The organism is Hylemonella gracilis str. Niagara R (assembly GCF_000600295.1).
Classification (GTDB): domain Bacteria; phylum Pseudomonadota; class Gammaproteobacteria; order Burkholderiales; family Burkholderiaceae_C; genus Hylemonella; species Hylemonella gracilis_A.
In genome coordinates, this window is the sequence record NZ_JEMG01000001.1 from 3,439,072 (window position 1) to 3,456,762 (window position 17,691).

The following is a 17,691-nucleotide window of genomic DNA, read 5'->3' on the forward strand; positions in this document are numbered from 1 at the left end:
CATTTGCGTTCACGCACACCTTGCTCACGCACGCGCAGTGCGTGAGCGAAGCGCGACACGCGATGCAATAGAGCAACAAAACGAGCGGCGGTGTGAATGAACACTTTGCAATTCACATCGCTGCTCACATAATTCAGGAATTGGATCTCTCTATGTTGTCCTGGGACGAAGAAGTCAAACCCACATCGCCAGCCCCCACCGCTGGCGCAGCCCGTTTGTCCCCGACGCCGGCATCGGCATCCACGCAACCGTTCGCGCAGGCCCCGCTGCACTCCGCGCTCGCTGACACCCCCGTCGCACCGCCCCCGTCCTCTGTCGCTGCCGCACCGTCCAGCGCCGGCGGTCGCATCAAGGCCTCCGACAAACGCATCATCAACGGCCAGACCGACGTCAACCAGCTGGTGCCGTTCAAGTACAAGTGGGCCTGGGAAAAGTACCTGGCCACCTGCGCCAACCACTGGATGCCGCAGGAAGTGAACATGAACCGCGACATCGCGCTCTGGAAGGACCCGAACGGCCTTTCGGAAGACGAGCGCCGCATCATCAAGCGCAACCTCGGTTTCTTTGTCACCGCCGACTCGCTGGCCGCGAACAACATCGTGCTGGGTACCTACCGCCACATCACGGCGCCCGAGTGCCGCCAGTTCCTGCTGCGCCAGGCTTTTGAAGAAGCCATCCACACCCACGCCTACCAGTACATCGTGGAATCGCTGGGCCTGGACGAGTCCGAGATCTTCAGTGCCTACCTGGAAGTCCAGTCCATCCGCGACAAGGACGAGTTCCTGATCCCGTTCATCAACGCGATCATGGACCCCAACTTCCATACCGGCACGCAGGAAACCGACCAGACGCTCCTCAAGAGCCTGATCGTCTTCGCCTGCCTGATGGAAGGTCTGTTCTTCTACGTCGGCTTCACCCAGATCCTGGCCCTGGGCCGTCAGAACAAGATGACGGGCGCCGCCGAGCAGTACCAGTACATCCTGCGCGACGAGTCCATGCACTGCAACTTCGGCATCGACCTGATCAACCAGATCAAGCTGGAGAATCCGCAGCTCTGGACGCCCGAGTTCAAGGCCGAGATCAAGGCCTTGTTCGAGAAGGCTGTCGAGTTGGAATACCGCTATGCCGAGGACACCATGCCGCGCGGCGTGCTGGGCATGAACGCTTCCATGTTCAAGGGCTACCTGCGCTACATCGCCAACCGGCGCGCCACCCAGATCGGTCTGGAACCGCTCTTCCCCAACGAAGAGAATCCCTTCCCCTGGATGAGCGAGATGATCGACCTCAAGAAAGAACGCAATTTCTTCGAGACCCGTGTCATCGAATACCAGTCCGGCGGCGCGCTGTCCTGGGACTGAGACAGCGAAATCCAAAAAATCAATCTATGGCTTCACGAATCGCACAGACTCCCGACCGCTCTCGACAGAAGAGCCGCGGGTGTCCGTGCCACCCCGTTCATGGCGCTGGGTTCCTCCCGCAGGTTCCCAGCGCCATGAATCACTTCATGTACACCAACAAACGCATGAAGTGCTCTTTGTAACTTGATCAAGGAGAATCGAAATGGCAACTGCAAAGAAAGCTCCGGCGAAAAAAGCCGCCGCGAAGAAGGCCCCGGCTAAGAAGGCCGTAGCAAAGAAGGCTCCGGCCAAGAAGGCCGCAGCGAAGAAGGCCCCGGCCAAGAAGGCTGCGGTCAAGAAGGTCGCCGCGAAGAAGGCCCCGGCCAAGAAGGTTGTGGCGAAGAAGGCCCCGGCCAAGAAGGCTGCGGTCAAGAAGGTCGCCGCGAAGAAGGCCCCGGCCAAGAAGGCCGCCGCGAAGAAGACCGTGGCGAAGAAGGCTGCTGCCAAGAAGCCCGCCGCGAAAAAGCCTGCTGCCAAGAAGCCCGCCGCGAAAAAGGCCGCTGCCAAGCCTGCCGCTGCGCCTGCGAAACCCGCTGCCGCTCCCGCAGCACCCGTGGCCCAAACCACGCTGAACCCGCAGGCCGCCTGGCCTTTCCCCACGGCCAGCCGTCCCTGAACGGGGTCTGCCGTCTGAGCCTGTTGCCCGCGAGGGCGACAGGCTTTTTCTTTTCCCGTTCATTCCGATCGCATGCATCCAAGACCGGCGCTAACCCACCACGCAGCCTCTTTTCTGCGCGCGCAGAAAGACGGTTCCGTGCTGGTGGACATCCACGTCATGCCGAACGCGTCCAGCACGCAGATCCAGGGTTTGTTCGATGGCGCGCTGAAGGTGCGCTTGCGCGCCCCACCGGTGGACGGCAAGGCAAATGCAGCGCTACAGGTCTGGCTGGCAAAGACCCTGGACATCCCGAATTCGAGCGTGACACTGCAACACGGTGCCAGCGCGCGACGCAAGCAGTTGCGCGTGGCCGCCCATGCGACGGCGAAGGCAGATTGGAAGCAGCTCAGCCCGCCAGCTCCCTCGCCCTCCGGTTGAAAAAGCCGTGCCAGCGCATGCACGGCCTGTCCATCGTGTGAGATCGCCCCCCGCACTCGCCGCTTCGCTCGCGCGGGAAAATGGCGCGTCAGAGCCCGAACTTCGCGGTGTCCACCGGGTAGTTCTGCGGCCCGCGGAAGGCGATCTTGTGGGAACCCATGCGGTTGCCAAGGGCCGCAGCCTTGGCCAGGGGCCAGCCACGTTCCAGCCCGTACAGCAGACCGCCGCGGTAGGCGTCACCACAGCCCGTCGGGTCGACGATGGCCGCCGCCGGGGTCGGCGCGATCCAGTCCTTCTCGCCGTTGATCCAGACCTCGCTGCCTTCAGCGCCCAAGGTGATGACCAGGCCACGCACCTTGCGTGAGATGTCCGCCGGACTCCAGCCCGTGCGGTCGCACAGCATCTTGCCTTCGTAGTCGTTGACCGTGACCCAGTCGGCCAATTCAACAAAGTGCGCCAGCTCCTTGCCGTCGAACATGGGCAGGCCCTGACCGGGATCGAACACAAAGGGAATGCCGGCGGCTTTGAATTGCGCGGCATGCTCCAGCATGGCGTCCCGCCCATCGGGCGAGATGATGCCCAATTTCACGTCTTGCATGCCGGGGGCATCCCGCTCGATGCGGGTCACATGCGCCTGGGTCATCGCGCCGGGGTGAAAGGCCGTGATCTGGTTGTTGTCCTTGTCCGTCATGATCAGCGCCTGCGCCGTATAGGTTTCGGGCAGCTGACGCACATAACGGGTGGCAATGCCCAGCTTGTTCAGGCGCTCCACATACCCCGCGCCGTCGTTGCCGACGGTGGCCATCGGCAGGGGCACGCCGCCCAGCGCGCGCAAGGCGTAGGCGATGTTGCCAGCGCAGCCGCCGAAATCACGCCGCAACGTGGGCACCAGGAAGGAGACGTTGAGGATGTGCAACTGGTCCGGCATGATCTGCTCGGCAAAGCGCCCCTCGAAGTTCATGATGGAATCGAAGGCCAGGGAACCGCAGATCAGTGCCGCCATGGAATGTGCTCTTTTCTATTGAATGGTTGATGAAGGTTGAAATGATCGCGTGTGCTCAAGCGCTCAGGGATAAAAAGCCAGCAACCGGTAGCCCGCCACCCGACCTTCCAGGCCGGGCGCGGCAGCGCGGTTGGCGCCACCGTTGCCGTTCTTGATCTCCATGAGCACCGTGGCCTGGAATTCACTGCCCGAGCGAATCAAGCGGCTCGTGCCCTGGGTGCGCAAGCCTTCGTCCTGTGCGGCGTTCGAACCCATGCCCAGTTCCTGCGGCAGCAGCACGCGGCGGATCAGCACCTGGTCCTGCACATCGGTGAGCACGAGCTCCACCGCAGGCAGGGCCAGATCCACCGCAGCCTTGTTGCGCAAGGTCAGGTTGAGTTGGTAGAGCTCGTCGCGGATCTTGCTGAAGGCCGAGCCATCGATCACCACCGATTCGATCTGACGCAGCGGCTCCACCGTGCAATCGAGTTGCTCGCACATCACCTGCAACCACGGACGCAAAGCGGGCTCACGGGCGGCGAGGCGGTCGCGCTCATGGTGGGCGACCTGCAGCAACAAGGCCATCGAAAGCACGCAGCACAGCAGGACCAACAGGGCACGCACCGCCGGATGGCGCCAGCGCGAGCGCCGCATGAAGGACAGGGCCTGCGCATCCTCGGCGTCAGGACTGTCGGGCAACGAGGCTTGGTCAGCCTCTGCGCGAGGAGCCGCCATTGCAGCGGCTGCGTACCGCGGAGAGTGGCCGGACGGCGCGGGGAAACCGCCCACATCCAACCTTGGCGATGCGGCCGCGCGCGGCGGGGGCAGCACCTCCGGCTCCTCGGTGAAACGCGGCTCACGCCAAGCCGACGCATCGGGCGTTTCAAGCTGCAGGTCGTCCAGCGGTGCGTCGTGCCGCGCCGCCAGGTCACCGAACTCTGCCTCGACCATCTCCTCGTCCCAGCTTTTCTGGGGTGCGCTTGCCCCAAGGGCCGAACCCATTGGCGGTGTCGACCCCACGCCAGACGGTGGTGTGGCCAGCGGCGTGGTCAGGGCAGGTGGCTCTTGCACCAGATGAACCGTCGCGTCAAACACCTGCTCGCACTGGCCGCAGCGGACCCAGCCTTGCGAGACCTTGAGTTGGTCCTGCGCGACCTTGAACATGGTCCGGCAGGAGGGGCAACGGGTGATGAGGCTCATGTCCGACCAATTGTAGAGGCGCGCCTCACCGCCCGGCCGACGACGCCTGAGGAAAACAGCAGGCGCTCAGAGCATCGCGGTCATCAGCACCCAGCCGTCCTCGCGGTCGGCAACGGTGAGCGCGCTGCCCATCGGCAGATGGGGCGCGTAGGCGGCGCTGAGCTCATCCGCCTGGCGTTCAAGGATGCCCGCCAGCACCAACGTGCCACCCTCGGCGACGCGCGCGGTCAACAGCGGTGCCAGCACCTTCAGCGGGGTCGCGAGGATGTTGGCCAGCACAACCGGGTAATCGCCCCGAGCCGCGTCGGGCAGGCCCGCCCGCAAGGTCACGCCATTGGCCTCGGCGTTCAGGCGGGTGGACACCACCGCAGCCTCGTCGATGTCCAACGCGTCGATGTCGGTCGCGCCGAACTTGGCCGCCGCAATCGCCAAGATGCCCGAGCCGCAACCATAGTCCAGCACGCGCAGGCCTCGCACCGGATGCGTGGCGATCCAGCGCAGGCACATGCGCGTCGTGGGGTGCGTGCCCGTGCCGAAGGCCAGGCCCGGATCAAGCCGGATGAGCTCGCGCGCCTGCGCGGGCGGCTCGTGCCAGGTCGGCACGATCCAGAATGTTGGCGTGATCTCGACCGGCGCGAACTGGGATTGCGTCAGACGCACCCAGTCCTGCTCCGGTACCTCGCCCACGCCCAGCAACTGGCAATCCGCGAAAAAATCCTGGGCCTGCAACAAGGCGGCCGCATCGTGCGCGGCAGCTTCGGAGGGAAACAAAGCCACGATGCGCGAGCGCTGCCAGCCCACCGCCGGCGGCGGCATGCCCGGCTCGCCGAACAGCGCCCGTTCGGCGTCGGTCTGGGCGTCGGCATCCTCCACGCTGACGCTCAAGGCGTCCAGCGCATCCAAGGCCTCGCCCAACACCTCCACGCGGTCTTCGGGACAGAGCAAGCGAAGTTCGTGCATAGCGGGATGAAAAAAGAGGAAGAAAGGGGCAGAACGCCAACAACCCCAAGCCAGGGCTCCCGTGGAACCGGCTTTGCCGGGCCACCGGGAGCGTCCCCCCTGCCACCGAAGGTTGGCGTTCAGGGGGGATGGCGCATCCGCGCCTCAGGGGGCTTACCTTTTATGACTACGCATCCACCCCTCCAGGTAGTGGATGTTGGTCCCGCCTTCCATGAACTTTGCATCGGCCAGAAGTTCGCGGTGCAGCGGGATGTTGGTGCTGATGCCTTCGACCAGGGTCTCGCCCAGCGCGGTCTGCATGCGGGCCATGGCCTGCGCGCGGGTGTCGCCGTGGACGATGATCTTGCCGACCATGGAGTCGTAGTTCGGCGGCACGAAGTAGTTGGTGTAGACGTGCGAATCCACCCGCACGCCGGGCCCACCGGGCGCGTGCCACATGGTGATTCGGCCCGGCGAGGGCACGAAGGTGAAGGGGTCCTCGGCGTTGATGCGGCATTCAATGGCGTGACCGCGGATCTGGATGTCTTTCTGCGTGAAGGGCAGGTGCTCGCCCGCCGCCACCATGATCTGTGTTTTCACGATGTCGATGCCAGTGATCAGCTCCGTCACCGGATGCTCCACCTGCACGCGTGTGTTCATCTCGATGAAGTAGAACTCGCCGTCCTGATAGAGGAACTCGAAGGTGCCCGCGCCTCGGTATCCGATCTTCTTGCAGGCGTTGACGCAGCTGGCCCCCACTTTGTCGATCAGCTTGCGGGGAATGCCGGGGGCTGGCGCTTCCTCGATGATCTTCTGGTGGCGCCGCTGCATGGAACAGTCGCGCTCGCCCAGGTAGACCGCGTTCTTGTGCTTGTCGGCCAGGATCTGGATTTCCACATGGCGAGGGTTCTCCAGGAACTTCTCCATGTAGACGGCCGGGTTGTTGAAGGCCGCCGCAGCCTCCGCCTTGGTCATCTGCACCGCGTTGACCAGGGCGGCCTCGGTGTGCACCACGCGCATGCCGCGACCGCCACCACCGCCCGCCGCCTTGATGATGACGGGATAACCCACCGACTTGGCGATGCGCTTGATCTGCACCGGATCGTCGGGCAGCTCGCCCTCGGAGCCGGGCACGCAAGGCACGCCCGCCTTGATCATGGCCTGCTTGGCCGACACCTTGTCACCCATGATGCGGATGGACTCGGGCGTGGGGCCAATGAACTGGAAGCCGCTCTTCTCGACACGCTCCGCGAAATCAGCGTTCTCGGACAGGAAGCCATAACCGGGGTGGATGGCCTCGGCATCCGTCACCTCGGCCGCCGAGATGATGGCTGGCATGCTGAGGTAGCTGTCACGCGAGGGCGCCGGGCCGATGCAGACGGCCTCCTCGGCCAGCTTCACGTACTTGGCTTCGCGATCGGCCTCGGAATAAACCATGACGGCCTTGATGCCGAGTTCCCGGCAAGCCCGCTGGATGCGAAGGGCGATTTCGCCGCGGTTGGCGACGAGGATTTTCTTGAACATGAGGCGACCGCCTTATTCGATGATGAACAGGGGCTGCCCGTATTCCACGGCCTGGCCGTTGTCGCAAAGCACTTGCGTCACGGTGCCGGACTTGTCGGCCTCGATCTCGTTGAGGATCTTCATGGCTTCGATGATGCACAGGGTATCGCCCTGCTTCACGGCCTGCCCCACCTCGACGAAAGACTTCGCGCCCGGCGAGGCCGAGCGATAGAAGGTGCCGACCATCGGTGCCTTGACAGTGTGTCCCGTGGACGCTGCAGGGGCTGCGGCCGGAGCTGCGGCAGGGGCGGCGGGCGCGGGAGCAGCCGCTGCGGGCGCCATCGCGACCGGGGCGGGCGCATAAGCCTGCACCATCGCACCACCGCCCTTGACGATCCGCACCTTGCCTTCGGCCTCGGTGATTTCCAGTTCAGAGACGTTTGAATCAGACACCAGGTCGATCAGGGTCTTGAGTTTGCGCAAATCCATGAAAACTCCAACAACGTGATTGATATTGCCTCAATCTGACCGCACCGCATTGACAACTTGCCAACAACGGGCGCTAAAGGCAATGGAAAAAGGGGCCATTTTTGGCGAAGGCGGGACTCTACCCGAGTTCCCGCCACTGCGCCAGATCGGCTTCGGACAACTTACCGATTTTACGATTCAAAATTGCGCCATCTGCACCGACCAGCACCGTAAATGGCAATCCGCCGGTCTGATTGCCGAATTGCTTGCTCAGATTCAAGCCGTCCATGCCGGACAAAACCACGGGAAAGTCGAGCGGCAAGCGCTGCAGGAAGTTTTGGACTGGCGCCAGTCTATCCACGGCGATACCGACAATTTGCCACCCATAGGCAGCATTTTGACGATGGAAAGCATTCAACAAGGGCAACTCCTCCACACAGGGAGGGCACCAGGTAGCCCAAAAGTTGATGAGCAGTGGTTTACCCCGCAGACGACCCAAATCCAGGCGCCCGCCCTGAGGGGTGTCCAGCGTGAGGCCCCAGAACTGGGCCATGACCTCCGCTCCGGCATCGGCCGACAGGGTTTGGGGCCTCAAGCGCCACCAGGCCCAGGTGGCCCCCGCCCCAGCGGCGGCCAACCCCGCCCCAGCGTAAAGAAGATGCCTGCGTTCCATGTTCACCTCATCTCACAGTTCAGCGTTTCCAAGCTCCGAGGCCAGCACCAACTCGCGCAGCGCCTGCAGAGGACCACGCGGGGGGCGTCCGCGGGCATCGGGCAGCAGGGCCCCGCGCAGATCATCCAGGTCATTGACGCGCAAGTGCACGCCGACCACCGATTCGCCGCTGAGCTCGCCCAACTCACGACAGGGCGCATGCAGGCTCAGCACATCCACGGCTTTGTTGTGCCGCAAGCCGCTCGCGCTGCGCGTCTCGTAGGGCAGACCCCGGTCGATCAAGGCGATCTCGGCTGCCTTGCCGTCTTCACAAAACAGGTCCAGATGCACGTCCGACCAGCGCGTTGCCGTGCCGCGCCAGACCGCGCCCGTCAGATGGGGTTGAAAATCGACCAGGCGCTCCATCCACGCCAGGGCCAAACGCCGCAGGGCCAGCAGCTCACGCGGCTGGGTGTCCGCGCAGAACACGGCGATGTAGTCGCGCACCGCGTCTTCCAGCATGTCGTTGTCCGGCAGGGACGTGCGTTGGGGCAAGCCCAAGGCCTTCACGGCGCGGTGCTTGGCCGGACCGTACTCCAACCCCTCTTCCACCACCAAACGCGCGGCAGCGGCCGCGATTTCATCTTGAGCATGCATGGCGCGGATTGTCCACCCTGTCCGTTCGGCCTTGTCCTTGTGCGGACAAGGCCAGCGCGGAGGCACCGGCACGCACCCCAAGCCCGGGATTCAACGCGGCAACCACCCCAGTTCGCGCGCGTGCAGGCTTTGCACGTAGAGGCGATCCACGGTCTCGGTGATGCTGGTGGTCTCAGGATAGCTGCCACTGGGGTCTTGCAAATCAGCCACCACCTGACCAGCCTCATCGAAGGCAAAGACATGGCCGTAGGCTTTGGGGATAGGCCAGAGCGCACGCGGCAGCCGCAAGGTCAGGCTGCGCAGCCAGGGCTTGGATGCCAGTTGGTCGACCTTGGGATTGCGCGGCTTGACCAGGCCCACCCAGATGCGGCCATCCAGACCGCGCATGAGGTTGTCAGGGTAACCAGGCAGGTTGTCGAACAACACCTGGGCTACAGCGCTGGCTGGCGTGCCGCCAGCTTTCGCCAGCGGGGCCAGATCCAGCGCATGCGCCGTCACGGCCACTTTCCAGATGCGGTACTGGCCAGTTTCGTTCACGTAGAGGCTGCGTTCGTCCGCGCTCAGCGCCACGCCGTTGGCGAAGCTCAGGCCCTGCGCCACGACGCGCGTGGTCTTGCTGGCCGGGTCGTATTCCAGCACACGGCCCGTGGCGGCCTGCTCCAGGATGTCCAGCACGCTGGCCTCGAAGGTGCCGCCCCAGTCGCGCGCTGCGAAGCGCATGGACGCATCGCTGAAATAGACCTTGCCGCTCTTCTTCGCCACCACCACGGCATTGGCGTAACGGATGGGGGCATCGTCCGCCCGGTCGGTCAACAGCGTGACCCGGCCGTTGGACGCGATGGACAGCAGGCCTCGCATGGCGTCGGCGGCAATCAGGTGGCCAGCGGCGTCGAAGTCGAAGCCAAGCACGCGCCCGCCTGTGCTCGCGTGCACCTGCTGCCGGCCACCGTCCGGGTCCATGCGCAGGATCTTGCCGCTGACCACCGCGACGTAAAGCTGACCGTCCGGGCCGATCAACACGTGCTCGGGACCCTCCTCCCCATGCAGATCGATCTTGCGCAGGTCGGCCAGCCGCGTGTTCACGGCATGCGGGCCCGCATAGCCCAGGTCTGCAGCAGGCTGCCAGGCCCGGGGCTGGATGGGCACCGGCCAGAACATCAGATAGAGCACGGCCAAGCCGAGCAGCAGCACCAGGATCAGGGCCGTCTTGCGCAATGTCTTCATGGATGCTCCGACCTTGTTCGGCGGTTTGACCTTGGAGGTCCTGGCATCAGCGCGCGTGCCACAGCACCGCGAAAAAGTGGCAGGCGGTGCCGGCCAGCACGAAGAGGTGCCAGATGAAATGGGCGTATCGCACCCGGTTGTCGAGCGCGAAGAACACCACGCCCAAGGTGTAGGCCAGCCCCCCCGCCACCAACCACGCCAAGCCGGCCGTCGACACGCGCTCGAACATGGGCACGGCGGCGACCAGCACCAGCCAGCCCATCAGCAGGTACAGGCCGGTGGAGAGCCACTGACTGGAAAGCCAATTGCCGGCCTTCAGGATCACGCCGAAGACAGCCAGGCCCCACACCATGCCGAACAGGCTCCAGCCCCAGGCGCCGCCTAATACGCCCAAGGTGAAGGGGGTATAGCTGCCCGCGATGAAGAGGTAGATGGAGCCATGGTCCAGGCGCACGAACACCTGCTTGGCCCGCCCTTCGGGCAAGGCGTGGTAGAGCGCCGAGATGCTGTAGAGCAGCAGCATGGTGGCCGCGAAGATGGTCACACCGACGACATCGGCCGCCGTGCCTTCCAGACTCGCGTGGACGATGAGCACCGGCATGGCGGCGAGCGCGGCCAGGGCACCGATGCCATGGCTGATGCTGTTGGCGATCTCCTCGCCGCGGGTTTGAGAACGCAGGGTGCCGGTGGACGGCGCCAAGGATGCGGCAAGAGCAGGTGCGGTGGCGGAAACAGCGGTCATGGATCGTCTTGTCGATGTGGGGCGGCCATCATAGGACAAGGAAAATGCCCTTCCCCTGCTCGGAGCCAGTACGTGTACAAGGGGGATGCGCCCATGCGCCTACCAGAGCAGGCGACGCCGAGCCGGGGAAAGCACAGCAACGCAAACGGCGTTACCGCTGCGGGCTCAGGCCCGCGTGTCGAGCAAGGAGCCCAGAACGTCGTCCTGCGTCTGGATGGACTTGAGGTTCGCCTTGAAGGCATAAGTGGCCGACATCTGCTCCACCACCTCAGCCTCCAGCGCCACGCCCTCCTGCTCGGCCTTGCCCACACTGGCGCGTGTGCCGCTCAGATCGGGCAGATCAGCCTGTGTGACGGTCTGCCGCCTGAACCCATTCGTGTTCAGATTGGCCACGTTGTGCGCCGCGCTGTCCAGCCGCAGCTGCGCGGCCTGTAGACCCGAAATGCCTATGGAAGAAAGACTGGCCATGATGTATGTGCTCCACGCAATGCGCAGCTGGATTCTGCGCTTTTAACCCAGACCAGCGGTAACGGAAAGTAACAAGAACCGGCGTAAGCTAGCATCGCACCCCATGCATATTCACATACTGGGCATCTGCGGCACCTTCATGGGCGGCGTCGCCGCCCTGGCCCGTGAAGCGGGCCACAAAGTCACCGGCTGCGACAGCGGCGTCTACCCGCCCATGAGTGACCAGCTCCGCGCCCTGGGCATCGACCTGATCGAAGGCTACGGTACGGACCAGATGGCGCTGAAACCGGATGTTTACGTCATTGGCAACGTGGTGAGCCGTGCCCGCGCTACGGACGGCACACCGAAGTTTCCGCTGATGGAGGCTATCCTCGACAGCGGTGCACCCTACACCAGCGGCCCGCAGTGGCTGGCGGAAAACGTGCTGCAAGGCCGTCATGTACTGGCCGTCGCGGGCACGCACGGCAAGACGACGACGACGAGCATGCTGGCCTGGATACTTGAACACGCAGGCCTGCAGCCCGGATTTTTGGTCGGGGGTGTTCCTCTCAATTTCGGAATCTCCGCAAGGCTTGGTGGCATATCGAGCAGAGACAAGGCTGGCGAGACGGCCGTGCCCGAACACCACCGCCCCCTCTTCGTCATCGAAGCCGACGAATACGACACGGCCTTCTTCGACAAGCGCAGCAAGTTCGTCCACTACCGCCCGCGCACAGCCATCCTGAACAACCTGGAATTCGACCACGCCGACATCTTCGATGACCTGGCCGCCATCGAGCGCCAGTTCCACCACCTCGTGCGCACCGTGCCCGCCAGCGGACGCGTGGTGTACAACGGTCTGGAGGAAAGCCTGGCCCGGGTACTGCACCAAGGTTGCTGGAGCGAACAGCGCAGCTTCGGCGCGGCCAGTTGCGACTTCCAGGCCCAGGGCGAACCGCAGGATTTCGAAGTGCTGCGGCACGGCATGTCCGTCGCCCGCGTGCAGTGGAACGTGGGTGGCGTGCACAACCAATTGAACGCACTCGCGGCCATCGCCGCGGCCGAGCATGTGGGCGTCACACCTGCCCAGGCCGCGCTGGCCCTGCGCGAATTCCAGAACGTCAAGCGCCGCATGGAGGTGCGTGGTGTCGTGCACCACGAAGGGGGCGGCATCACCGTCTACGACGACTTCGCCCACCATCCCACGGCCATCCGTACCACGGTCGACGGCCTGCGCAGGCAAGTGGGACAGGCCCGCATCCTGGCCGTCTTCGAGCCCCGCAGCAACACCATGAAGCTCGGCACGATGAAGGCCCAACTGCCCTGGAGCCTGGAAGATGCGGACCTCGCCTTCTGCCACGGCGGCGGCCTGGGCTGGGACGCGCGCGAAGCACTGGCGCCCATGGGCGCGCGCGCGCAGGTGGCGGACAGCATCGATGAACTGGTGCGCCAGGTCATCACGGCGGCGCGACCCGGTGATCACATCCTTTGCATGAGCAATGGCGGGTTCGGCGGCGTGCACCAGAAGCTGCTGGAAGCCCTGGCCACACCGGTCATCGCATGAGCAATGGCGGGTTCGGCGGCGTGCACCAGAAGCTGCTGGAAGCCCTGGCCACACCGGTCATCGCCTGATGGGGCGGTCGGCCCTGGGGCGTGCCAGCGCAAGCTCAGGCTAAGCGTCGCGCCGCGACCGCTTCGGACAACACCCGCAGCGCCTGCACCGAATCGTCCCAGCCCAGGCAGGCATCGGTGATGCTCTTGCCGTATTCCAGGTCGCAGGCTTGGTCCTTGCCCGGCGTGAACTTCTGGGCGCCGGCAGTCAGGTGGCTTTCCAGCATCACGCCGAAAATTCGACGCGAGCCTGCCTTGATCTGTCCCGCGATGTCGCGTGTCACGTCCATCTGCTTCTCATGCTGCTTGCTGCTGTTGGCGTGGCTGCAATCCACCATCAGCGTCGTGGGCAGCTTGGCGGCTTCCAGATCGGCGCAGGCCTTGCCCACGCTCTCAGCGTCGTAGTTGGGCGCCTTGCCGCCGCGCAGGATGACATGGCAATCCTTGTTGCCCTGGGTCTGCACGATGGCGACCTGACCATTCTTGTGCACGGACAGGAAATGGTGGCCGCGCGAAGCGGCCTGGATGGCATCGGTGGCGATGCGGATGTTGCCGTCCGTCCCGTTCTTGAAACCGATGGGCGCCGACAGGCCCGAAGCCAGTTCACGGTGCACCTGGCTTTCGGTGGTGCGCGCGCCGATGGCACCCCAGGATATGAGGTCGCCGATGTACTGGGGCGAGATCACGTCCAGGAATTCGCTGCCCGCAGGCAGGCCGAGGCGGTTGATTTCGATCAGCAACTGGCGCGCGATGCGCAGACCTTCGTCGATGCGGAAGCTTTCGTCCAGGTAGGGATCGTTGATCAGCCCCTTCCAGCCCACGGTGGTGCGCGGCTTCTCGAAATAGACCCGCATCACGATTTCCAGCGTGTCCTTGAACTGTTCGCGCTGTTCCTTCAGGCGCTTGGCGTATTCCACCGCCGCAGCCGGATCGTGGATGGAACAGGGCCCGATGACGACCAGCAGGCGGTCGTCCTTGCCCGCCATGATGCGATGGATGCTCTGCCGGGTCTTGGCGATCAATGCTTCCACTGGGGTTCCCGCGATGGGGAAGAAGCGGATCAGATGTTCGGGCGGGGGCAGCACGGTGATGTCCTTGATGCGTTCGTTGTCGATGCGGCTGGTCTTGTCGGCAGGCTGCGCATACCAGGTCTCGGTGGTGGCATTCATCAAGGGCTCCAAGTCGGTGAGTGGGTGTATCAGGTTGCGGGAAAACAAGGCACAAAAAAAACCGCCGGTGCTTTTCAGCTCCGGCGGTTCTTGGTGAGGGGGTCTGTGTCTGCTTATGCTCGCGTCAGCGCCTCTCGTCCGCCGGGGACAGAGAACCAAAAGTAAAAATAAAAGTAGGCGCGAACGGCTTGCATGGCGGGCACTCTAGCACAAAAAAATCACGCCGTGCCGCCGACCGTGAGGCCGTCGATGCGCAGGGTGGGCTGCCCCACGCCCACGGGCACGCTCTGGCCTTCCTTGCCGCAGGTGCCCACGCCGCTGTCCAGGCGCATGTCGTTGCCGATCATGGTCACGCGCGTCAGCGCGTCGGGACCGTTGCCCACCAGGGTGGCGCCCTTCACCGGGTAGAGGATCTTGCCTTTCTCGACCCAGAACGCCTCGCTGGCCGAGAAGACGAACTTGCCACTGGTGATGTCCACCTGCCCGCCGCCGAAGTTGGTCGCGTACAACCCCCGGTCGATGCTGGCCACGATCTCCTCCGGCGTCTTGTCGCCGCCCAGCATGTAGGTGTTGGTCATGCGCGGCATCGGAATGTGGGCGTAGCTTTCACGCCGGCCGTTGCCAGTCGGCGCGGTCTTCATCAGGCGGGCGTTCATGCTGTCCTGGATGTAGCCCTTGAGGATGCCGTCTTCGATCAGCACATTGCGCTGGCTGGGGTTGCCCTCGTCGTCCACGTTCAGCGAACCGCGCCGGTCGGCGATGGTGCCGTCGTCCAGCACCGTCACGCCCTTGGCCGCCACGCGCTGGCCAACACGACCGCTGAAAGCACTCGACCCCTTGCGGTTGAAATCGCCTTCCAGGCCATGGCCGATGGCTTCATGCAGCAGGATACCGGGCCAACCGGACCCGAGCACCACCGTCATCTCGCCCGCGGGCGCGGGACGAGACTCCAGATTGGTCAGGGCGGCGTCGACGGCCTCGTCCACGTAACGGGTGATGGTTTCCTCGTCGAAATAGACCAATCCGAAACGCCCGCCCCCGCCGGAGGAGCCCATTTCTCGGCGCACCGCGCCATTGACGTTCTGCTCGGCGATCACCGTCACCGACAGACGGACCAGAGGGCGCACGTCCGCCGCCAGCGTGCCGTCGGCGCGGGCCACGAGCACCACGTCGTATTCACCCGCCAGGCCGGCCATTACCTGCACGACGCGGGGATCCTTGGCACGGGCCAGCTTCTCGACCTTTTCCAGCAAGGCCACCTTGGCCGTGCTGTCCAGGCTGGCGATGGGATCGTCCCCTGGATACAGCGTGCGGGAGCCGGCAATCTTGCGCTCGGCCGCCTTGACCCGGGCCGACTTGCCCGCCGCCGCGATGCTGCGCACGGTGCGCGCGGCGTCCAGCAGCGAAGCCTCGGAAATATCGTCGGAATAGGCGAAGGCGGTCTTTTCGCCGCTCACGGCGCGCACGCCCACGCCCTGGTCAATGCTGAAACTGCCCGTCTTGACAATGCCTTCCTCCAGGCTCCAACCCTCGCTGCGGGTGTACTGGAAGTAGAGATCGGCGTCGTCCACCCGGTGGGCCCGGATTTCGGACAAGGCACGCAGCAAGTGCGATTCGTCCAGGCCGAAGGGTGTGAGCAGGAGCTCGCGAGCGACGGCCAAGCGCTCCAGGGTGGGTTCGCGTGAAATCATGCGGCCATTTTAGAGGCCGCGCCGCGTCTGTACAGGCGGTGCGGGAATGCCCTTGGGCTCAGCTCTGCACCAGCCGTTTGGTCTTGGCGATCGACATCATCATTCCCAGCGCCAGGCCCAGGGTCACCATGGCCGTGCCGCCATAGCTGATGAAGGGCAGGGGCACGCCGACCACGGGCAGGATACCGCTGACCATGCCCAGGTTCACGAAGGCGTAGGTGAAGAAGATCATGGTGATGGCGCCCGCCAGCAGCCGCGCGAACAGGGTCGGCGCCTCCAGCGCGATGGCCAGGCAACGCAGCACGAGGAACAGGAACGCGGCCAACAGCACCAGGCTACCGAGCAGGCCGAATTCCTCGGCGTAGGCGGCGAAGATGAAGTCCGTGGTGCGCTCGGGAATGAACTCCAGGTGGGTCTGCGTGCCCTGCATGTAACCTTGTCCGAAGAAGCCCCCCGAACCGATGGCGATCATGCCCTGGATGATGTGAAAGCCCCGACCCAACGGATCGCGCCAAGGGTCGAGCAAGGTGCAGACCCGCTGCTGCTGGTAGTCGTGCAAGATAGGCCAGTTCACGCCATCGGCGCACAAGGGCTTCTGGAAAACCACCAGCACCAGCACGACGAACAACCCCAAGGCCACCGGCGGCACGATGAAACGCCAGTTCAGTCCGGCGAAATAGATGACCGAGAAACCGGCGGCGAACACCAGCAGGGAGGTGCCCAGGTCCGGCTGCTTCATGATGAGTCCAACCGGCACCACCAGCAAGGCGCCGGCCACCGCGAAATCCATCGGCCGCAGTTGGCCTTCGCGTTTCTGGAACCACCAGGCCAGCATCAGCGGGAGCGCGATCTTGAGGATTTCGCTGGGCTGGATGACGATGCCCAGGTTAATCCAGCGCGTCGCCCCCTTGCGGGTGATGCCGAACAACTCCACCGCGATCAGCAGCAGCACGCCCACGGCGTACAGCGGCACCGCCATGGTCATGAGTCGATGCGGTGGCACCTGCGCCACCACGAACATGATGCCGGCGGCCAGCAGCATGTTGCGGCCATGGTCCACAAAACGGGTGCCATGGTCGTAGCCCGACGAGTACATGGTCAAAAGGCCGATGAAAGCCAACACCAGCACGGCGATGGCCAGTGGCCCGTCAAAGCCTTTGAAGAGAAAAAGGATGCGCTGCAGGAGCGAGGGTTTTTCGACGACGACCAAGGGCATAGTGGGCGGATTATCCTTCCAACAAGCGCTTGCCCCGCCGCCGCCTTGCCCAGGCTCAATCCCGCCCCTACACCCGCCGTCTGGAACACAGCCATGCCGACCACACCCACCACCCATGTGCTCTACCTGCACGGTTTTCGCTCCACGCCGCAGTCGACCAAGGCCAGGTTGGTGGGCGAGCAGATGGCGCGAAATTGGCCACACATCGTCTTCCACTGCCCGCAGCTGCCGCCCTCGCCGCGCCAGGCCATGGACGAGGTGATGCGGGACATCGCTAACTGGCCGCGTCGGCAGGCGCACGGCCCCTCCGCAGCCGGCATGGCCGTGATCGGCTCCTCCCTGGGTGGTTATTACGCGACCTGGATCGCCGAGCAGACTGGTTGCCGCGCCGTGGTGCTCAACCCCGCCGTGCACGCGGCGCGTGACCTGGCCACGCAGGTGGGCGAACACAGGAGCTGGCACAACCCGAACGAGACCTTCGTCTTCAAGGCCGAGTACGTAGAGGAACTGCGGGCGCTGGCTGTACCGGCCATCACCCGGCCCGAACGCTATTACGCCCTGATCGCCAAGGGCGACGAGGTGCTGGACTGGCAGGAAATGCTGGGGCATTACGCCAACCCTTACGGGCGCCTGCAACATGGCCGCCTGTTGGAAGGCAGCGACCATGCGATCAGCGACTTTCCGGACTATCTGAATGAGGTGCTGGATTTCTTGAACCTGGCCATCCGGTGATGGACAAGTGCACGCCCCCGAACCG

Annotated in this window: 18 protein-coding genes; 5 read left to right on the forward strand and 13 right to left on the reverse strand. The window is 64.4% G+C overall.

Features of this window, described 5'->3' with window-relative positions; translation table 11 throughout:
- Positions 1-152 precede the first annotated feature (152 nt).
- The 3 genes from AZ34_RS15635 to AZ34_RS15645 all read left to right on the forward strand — a co-directional run bounded on the left by AZ34_RS15635 (position 153) and on the right by AZ34_RS15645 (position 2,433).
- The gene (locus tag AZ34_RS15635; RefSeq protein ID WP_035609750.1) at positions 153-1,358 is read left to right on the forward strand and encodes a ribonucleotide-diphosphate reductase subunit beta; all 1,206 of its coding nucleotides are present in this window, start codon (positions 153-155) and stop codon (positions 1,356-1,358) included.
- A gap of 202 nt (positions 1,359-1,560) precedes the next feature.
- Positions 1,561-2,013 (forward strand): histone H1-like DNA-binding protein, encoded by a 453-nt coding sequence (locus tag AZ34_RS15640; RefSeq protein WP_035609753.1) that lies wholly within the window; start codon positions 1,561-1,563, stop codon positions 2,011-2,013.
- 72 nt (positions 2,014-2,085) lie between these two features.
- The gene (locus AZ34_RS15645; protein ID WP_051509939.1) at positions 2,086-2,433 is read left to right on the forward strand and encodes a DUF167 domain-containing protein; all 348 of its coding nucleotides are present in this window, start codon (positions 2,086-2,088) and stop codon (positions 2,431-2,433) included.
- 88 nt (positions 2,434-2,521) lie between these two features.
- On the opposite strand, the gene AZ34_RS15650 is transcribed toward AZ34_RS15645, so the two are convergent.
- The 10 genes from AZ34_RS15650 to AZ34_RS15695 all read right to left on the reverse strand — a co-directional run bounded on the left by AZ34_RS15650 (position 2,522) and on the right by AZ34_RS15695 (position 11,268).
- Complete coding sequence (locus tag AZ34_RS15650; protein WP_035609757.1) at positions 2,522-3,436, reverse strand: carbohydrate kinase family protein; 915 nt, start codon at positions 3,434-3,436, stop codon at positions 2,522-2,524.
- A gap of 63 nt (positions 3,437-3,499) precedes the next feature.
- The gene (locus AZ34_RS17750; RefSeq protein ID WP_081767255.1) at positions 3,500-4,615 is read right to left on the reverse strand and encodes a DUF3426 domain-containing protein; all 1,116 of its coding nucleotides are present in this window, start codon (positions 4,613-4,615) and stop codon (positions 3,500-3,502) included.
- A 66-nt stretch (positions 4,616-4,681) separates the two neighbouring features.
- Positions 4,682-5,575: a 50S ribosomal protein L11 methyltransferase gene (gene prmA / locus AZ34_RS15660; protein ID WP_035609759.1), complete on the reverse strand. Its 894-nt coding sequence runs from the start codon at positions 5,573-5,575 to the stop codon at positions 4,682-4,684.
- Between the two features lie 153 nt (positions 5,576-5,728).
- Positions 5,729-7,078: an acetyl-CoA carboxylase biotin carboxylase subunit gene (accC, locus tag AZ34_RS15665; RefSeq protein WP_035609761.1), complete on the reverse strand. Its 1,350-nt coding sequence runs from the start codon at positions 7,076-7,078 to the stop codon at positions 5,729-5,731.
- A 12-nt stretch (positions 7,079-7,090) separates the two neighbouring features.
- Positions 7,091-7,546, reverse strand: coding sequence for an acetyl-CoA carboxylase biotin carboxyl carrier protein (gene accB, locus AZ34_RS15670; RefSeq protein ID WP_035609763.1), 456 nt, complete (start codon positions 7,544-7,546; stop codon positions 7,091-7,093).
- Between the two features lie 118 nt (positions 7,547-7,664).
- Positions 7,665-8,078 carry a TlpA disulfide reductase family protein gene (locus tag AZ34_RS15675; RefSeq protein ID WP_231495552.1) on the reverse strand — a complete coding sequence of 138 codons (414 nt, stop codon included), beginning with the start codon at positions 8,076-8,078 and terminating at the stop codon, positions 7,665-7,667.
- A gap of 132 nt (positions 8,079-8,210) precedes the next feature.
- Positions 8,211-8,834 carry a hypothetical protein gene (locus tag AZ34_RS15680; RefSeq protein WP_035609766.1) on the reverse strand — a complete coding sequence of 208 codons (624 nt, stop codon included), beginning with the start codon at positions 8,832-8,834 and terminating at the stop codon, positions 8,211-8,213.
- A gap of 90 nt (positions 8,835-8,924) precedes the next feature.
- Positions 8,925-10,058: an SMP-30/gluconolactonase/LRE family protein gene (locus AZ34_RS15685; RefSeq protein WP_035609770.1), complete on the reverse strand. Its 1,134-nt coding sequence runs from the start codon at positions 10,056-10,058 to the stop codon at positions 8,925-8,927.
- Positions 10,059-10,104: 46 nt separating this feature from the next.
- Positions 10,105-10,800 (reverse strand): PAQR family membrane homeostasis protein TrhA, encoded by a 696-nt coding sequence (trhA, locus tag AZ34_RS15690; protein ID WP_081767256.1) that lies wholly within the window; start codon positions 10,798-10,800, stop codon positions 10,105-10,107.
- Between the two features lie 165 nt (positions 10,801-10,965).
- The gene (locus tag AZ34_RS15695) at positions 10,966-11,268 is read right to left on the reverse strand and encodes a flagellar basal body protein (protein WP_035609773.1); all 303 of its coding nucleotides are present in this window, start codon (positions 11,266-11,268) and stop codon (positions 10,966-10,968) included.
- Between the two features lie 103 nt (positions 11,269-11,371).
- Here AZ34_RS15695 and mpl point away from each other — a divergent pair, with 103 nt between their 5' ends.
- A complete protein-coding gene (gene mpl / locus AZ34_RS15700; RefSeq protein WP_035609776.1) occupies positions 11,372-12,811 on the forward strand; it encodes a UDP-N-acetylmuramate:L-alanyl-gamma-D-glutamyl-meso-diaminopimelate ligase in 1,440 nt (479 codons plus the stop codon).
- 103 nt (positions 12,812-12,914) lie between these two features.
- On the opposite strand, the gene AZ34_RS15705 is transcribed toward mpl, so the two are convergent.
- The 3 genes from AZ34_RS15705 to rodA form a co-directional block, all read right to left on the reverse strand.
- Positions 12,915-14,027 (reverse strand): 3-deoxy-7-phosphoheptulonate synthase, encoded by a 1,113-nt coding sequence (locus AZ34_RS15705; RefSeq protein WP_035609779.1) that lies wholly within the window; start codon positions 14,025-14,027, stop codon positions 12,915-12,917.
- A 218-nt stretch (positions 14,028-14,245) separates the two neighbouring features.
- Positions 14,246-15,718 (reverse strand): metalloprotease TldD, encoded by a 1,473-nt coding sequence (gene tldD, locus AZ34_RS15710; protein WP_035609782.1) that lies wholly within the window; start codon positions 15,716-15,718, stop codon positions 14,246-14,248.
- Positions 15,719-15,776: 58 nt separating this feature from the next.
- Complete coding sequence (rodA, locus tag AZ34_RS15715; protein WP_035609785.1) at positions 15,777-16,934, reverse strand: rod shape-determining protein RodA; 1,158 nt, start codon at positions 16,932-16,934, stop codon at positions 15,777-15,779.
- 93 nt (positions 16,935-17,027) lie between these two features.
- On the opposite strand from rodA, the gene AZ34_RS15720 reads away from it, so the two are divergent.
- Positions 17,028-17,666 (forward strand): YqiA/YcfP family alpha/beta fold hydrolase, encoded by a 639-nt coding sequence (locus AZ34_RS15720; protein ID WP_035609788.1) that lies wholly within the window; start codon positions 17,028-17,030, stop codon positions 17,664-17,666.
- Positions 17,667-17,691: the final 25 nt, after the last annotated feature.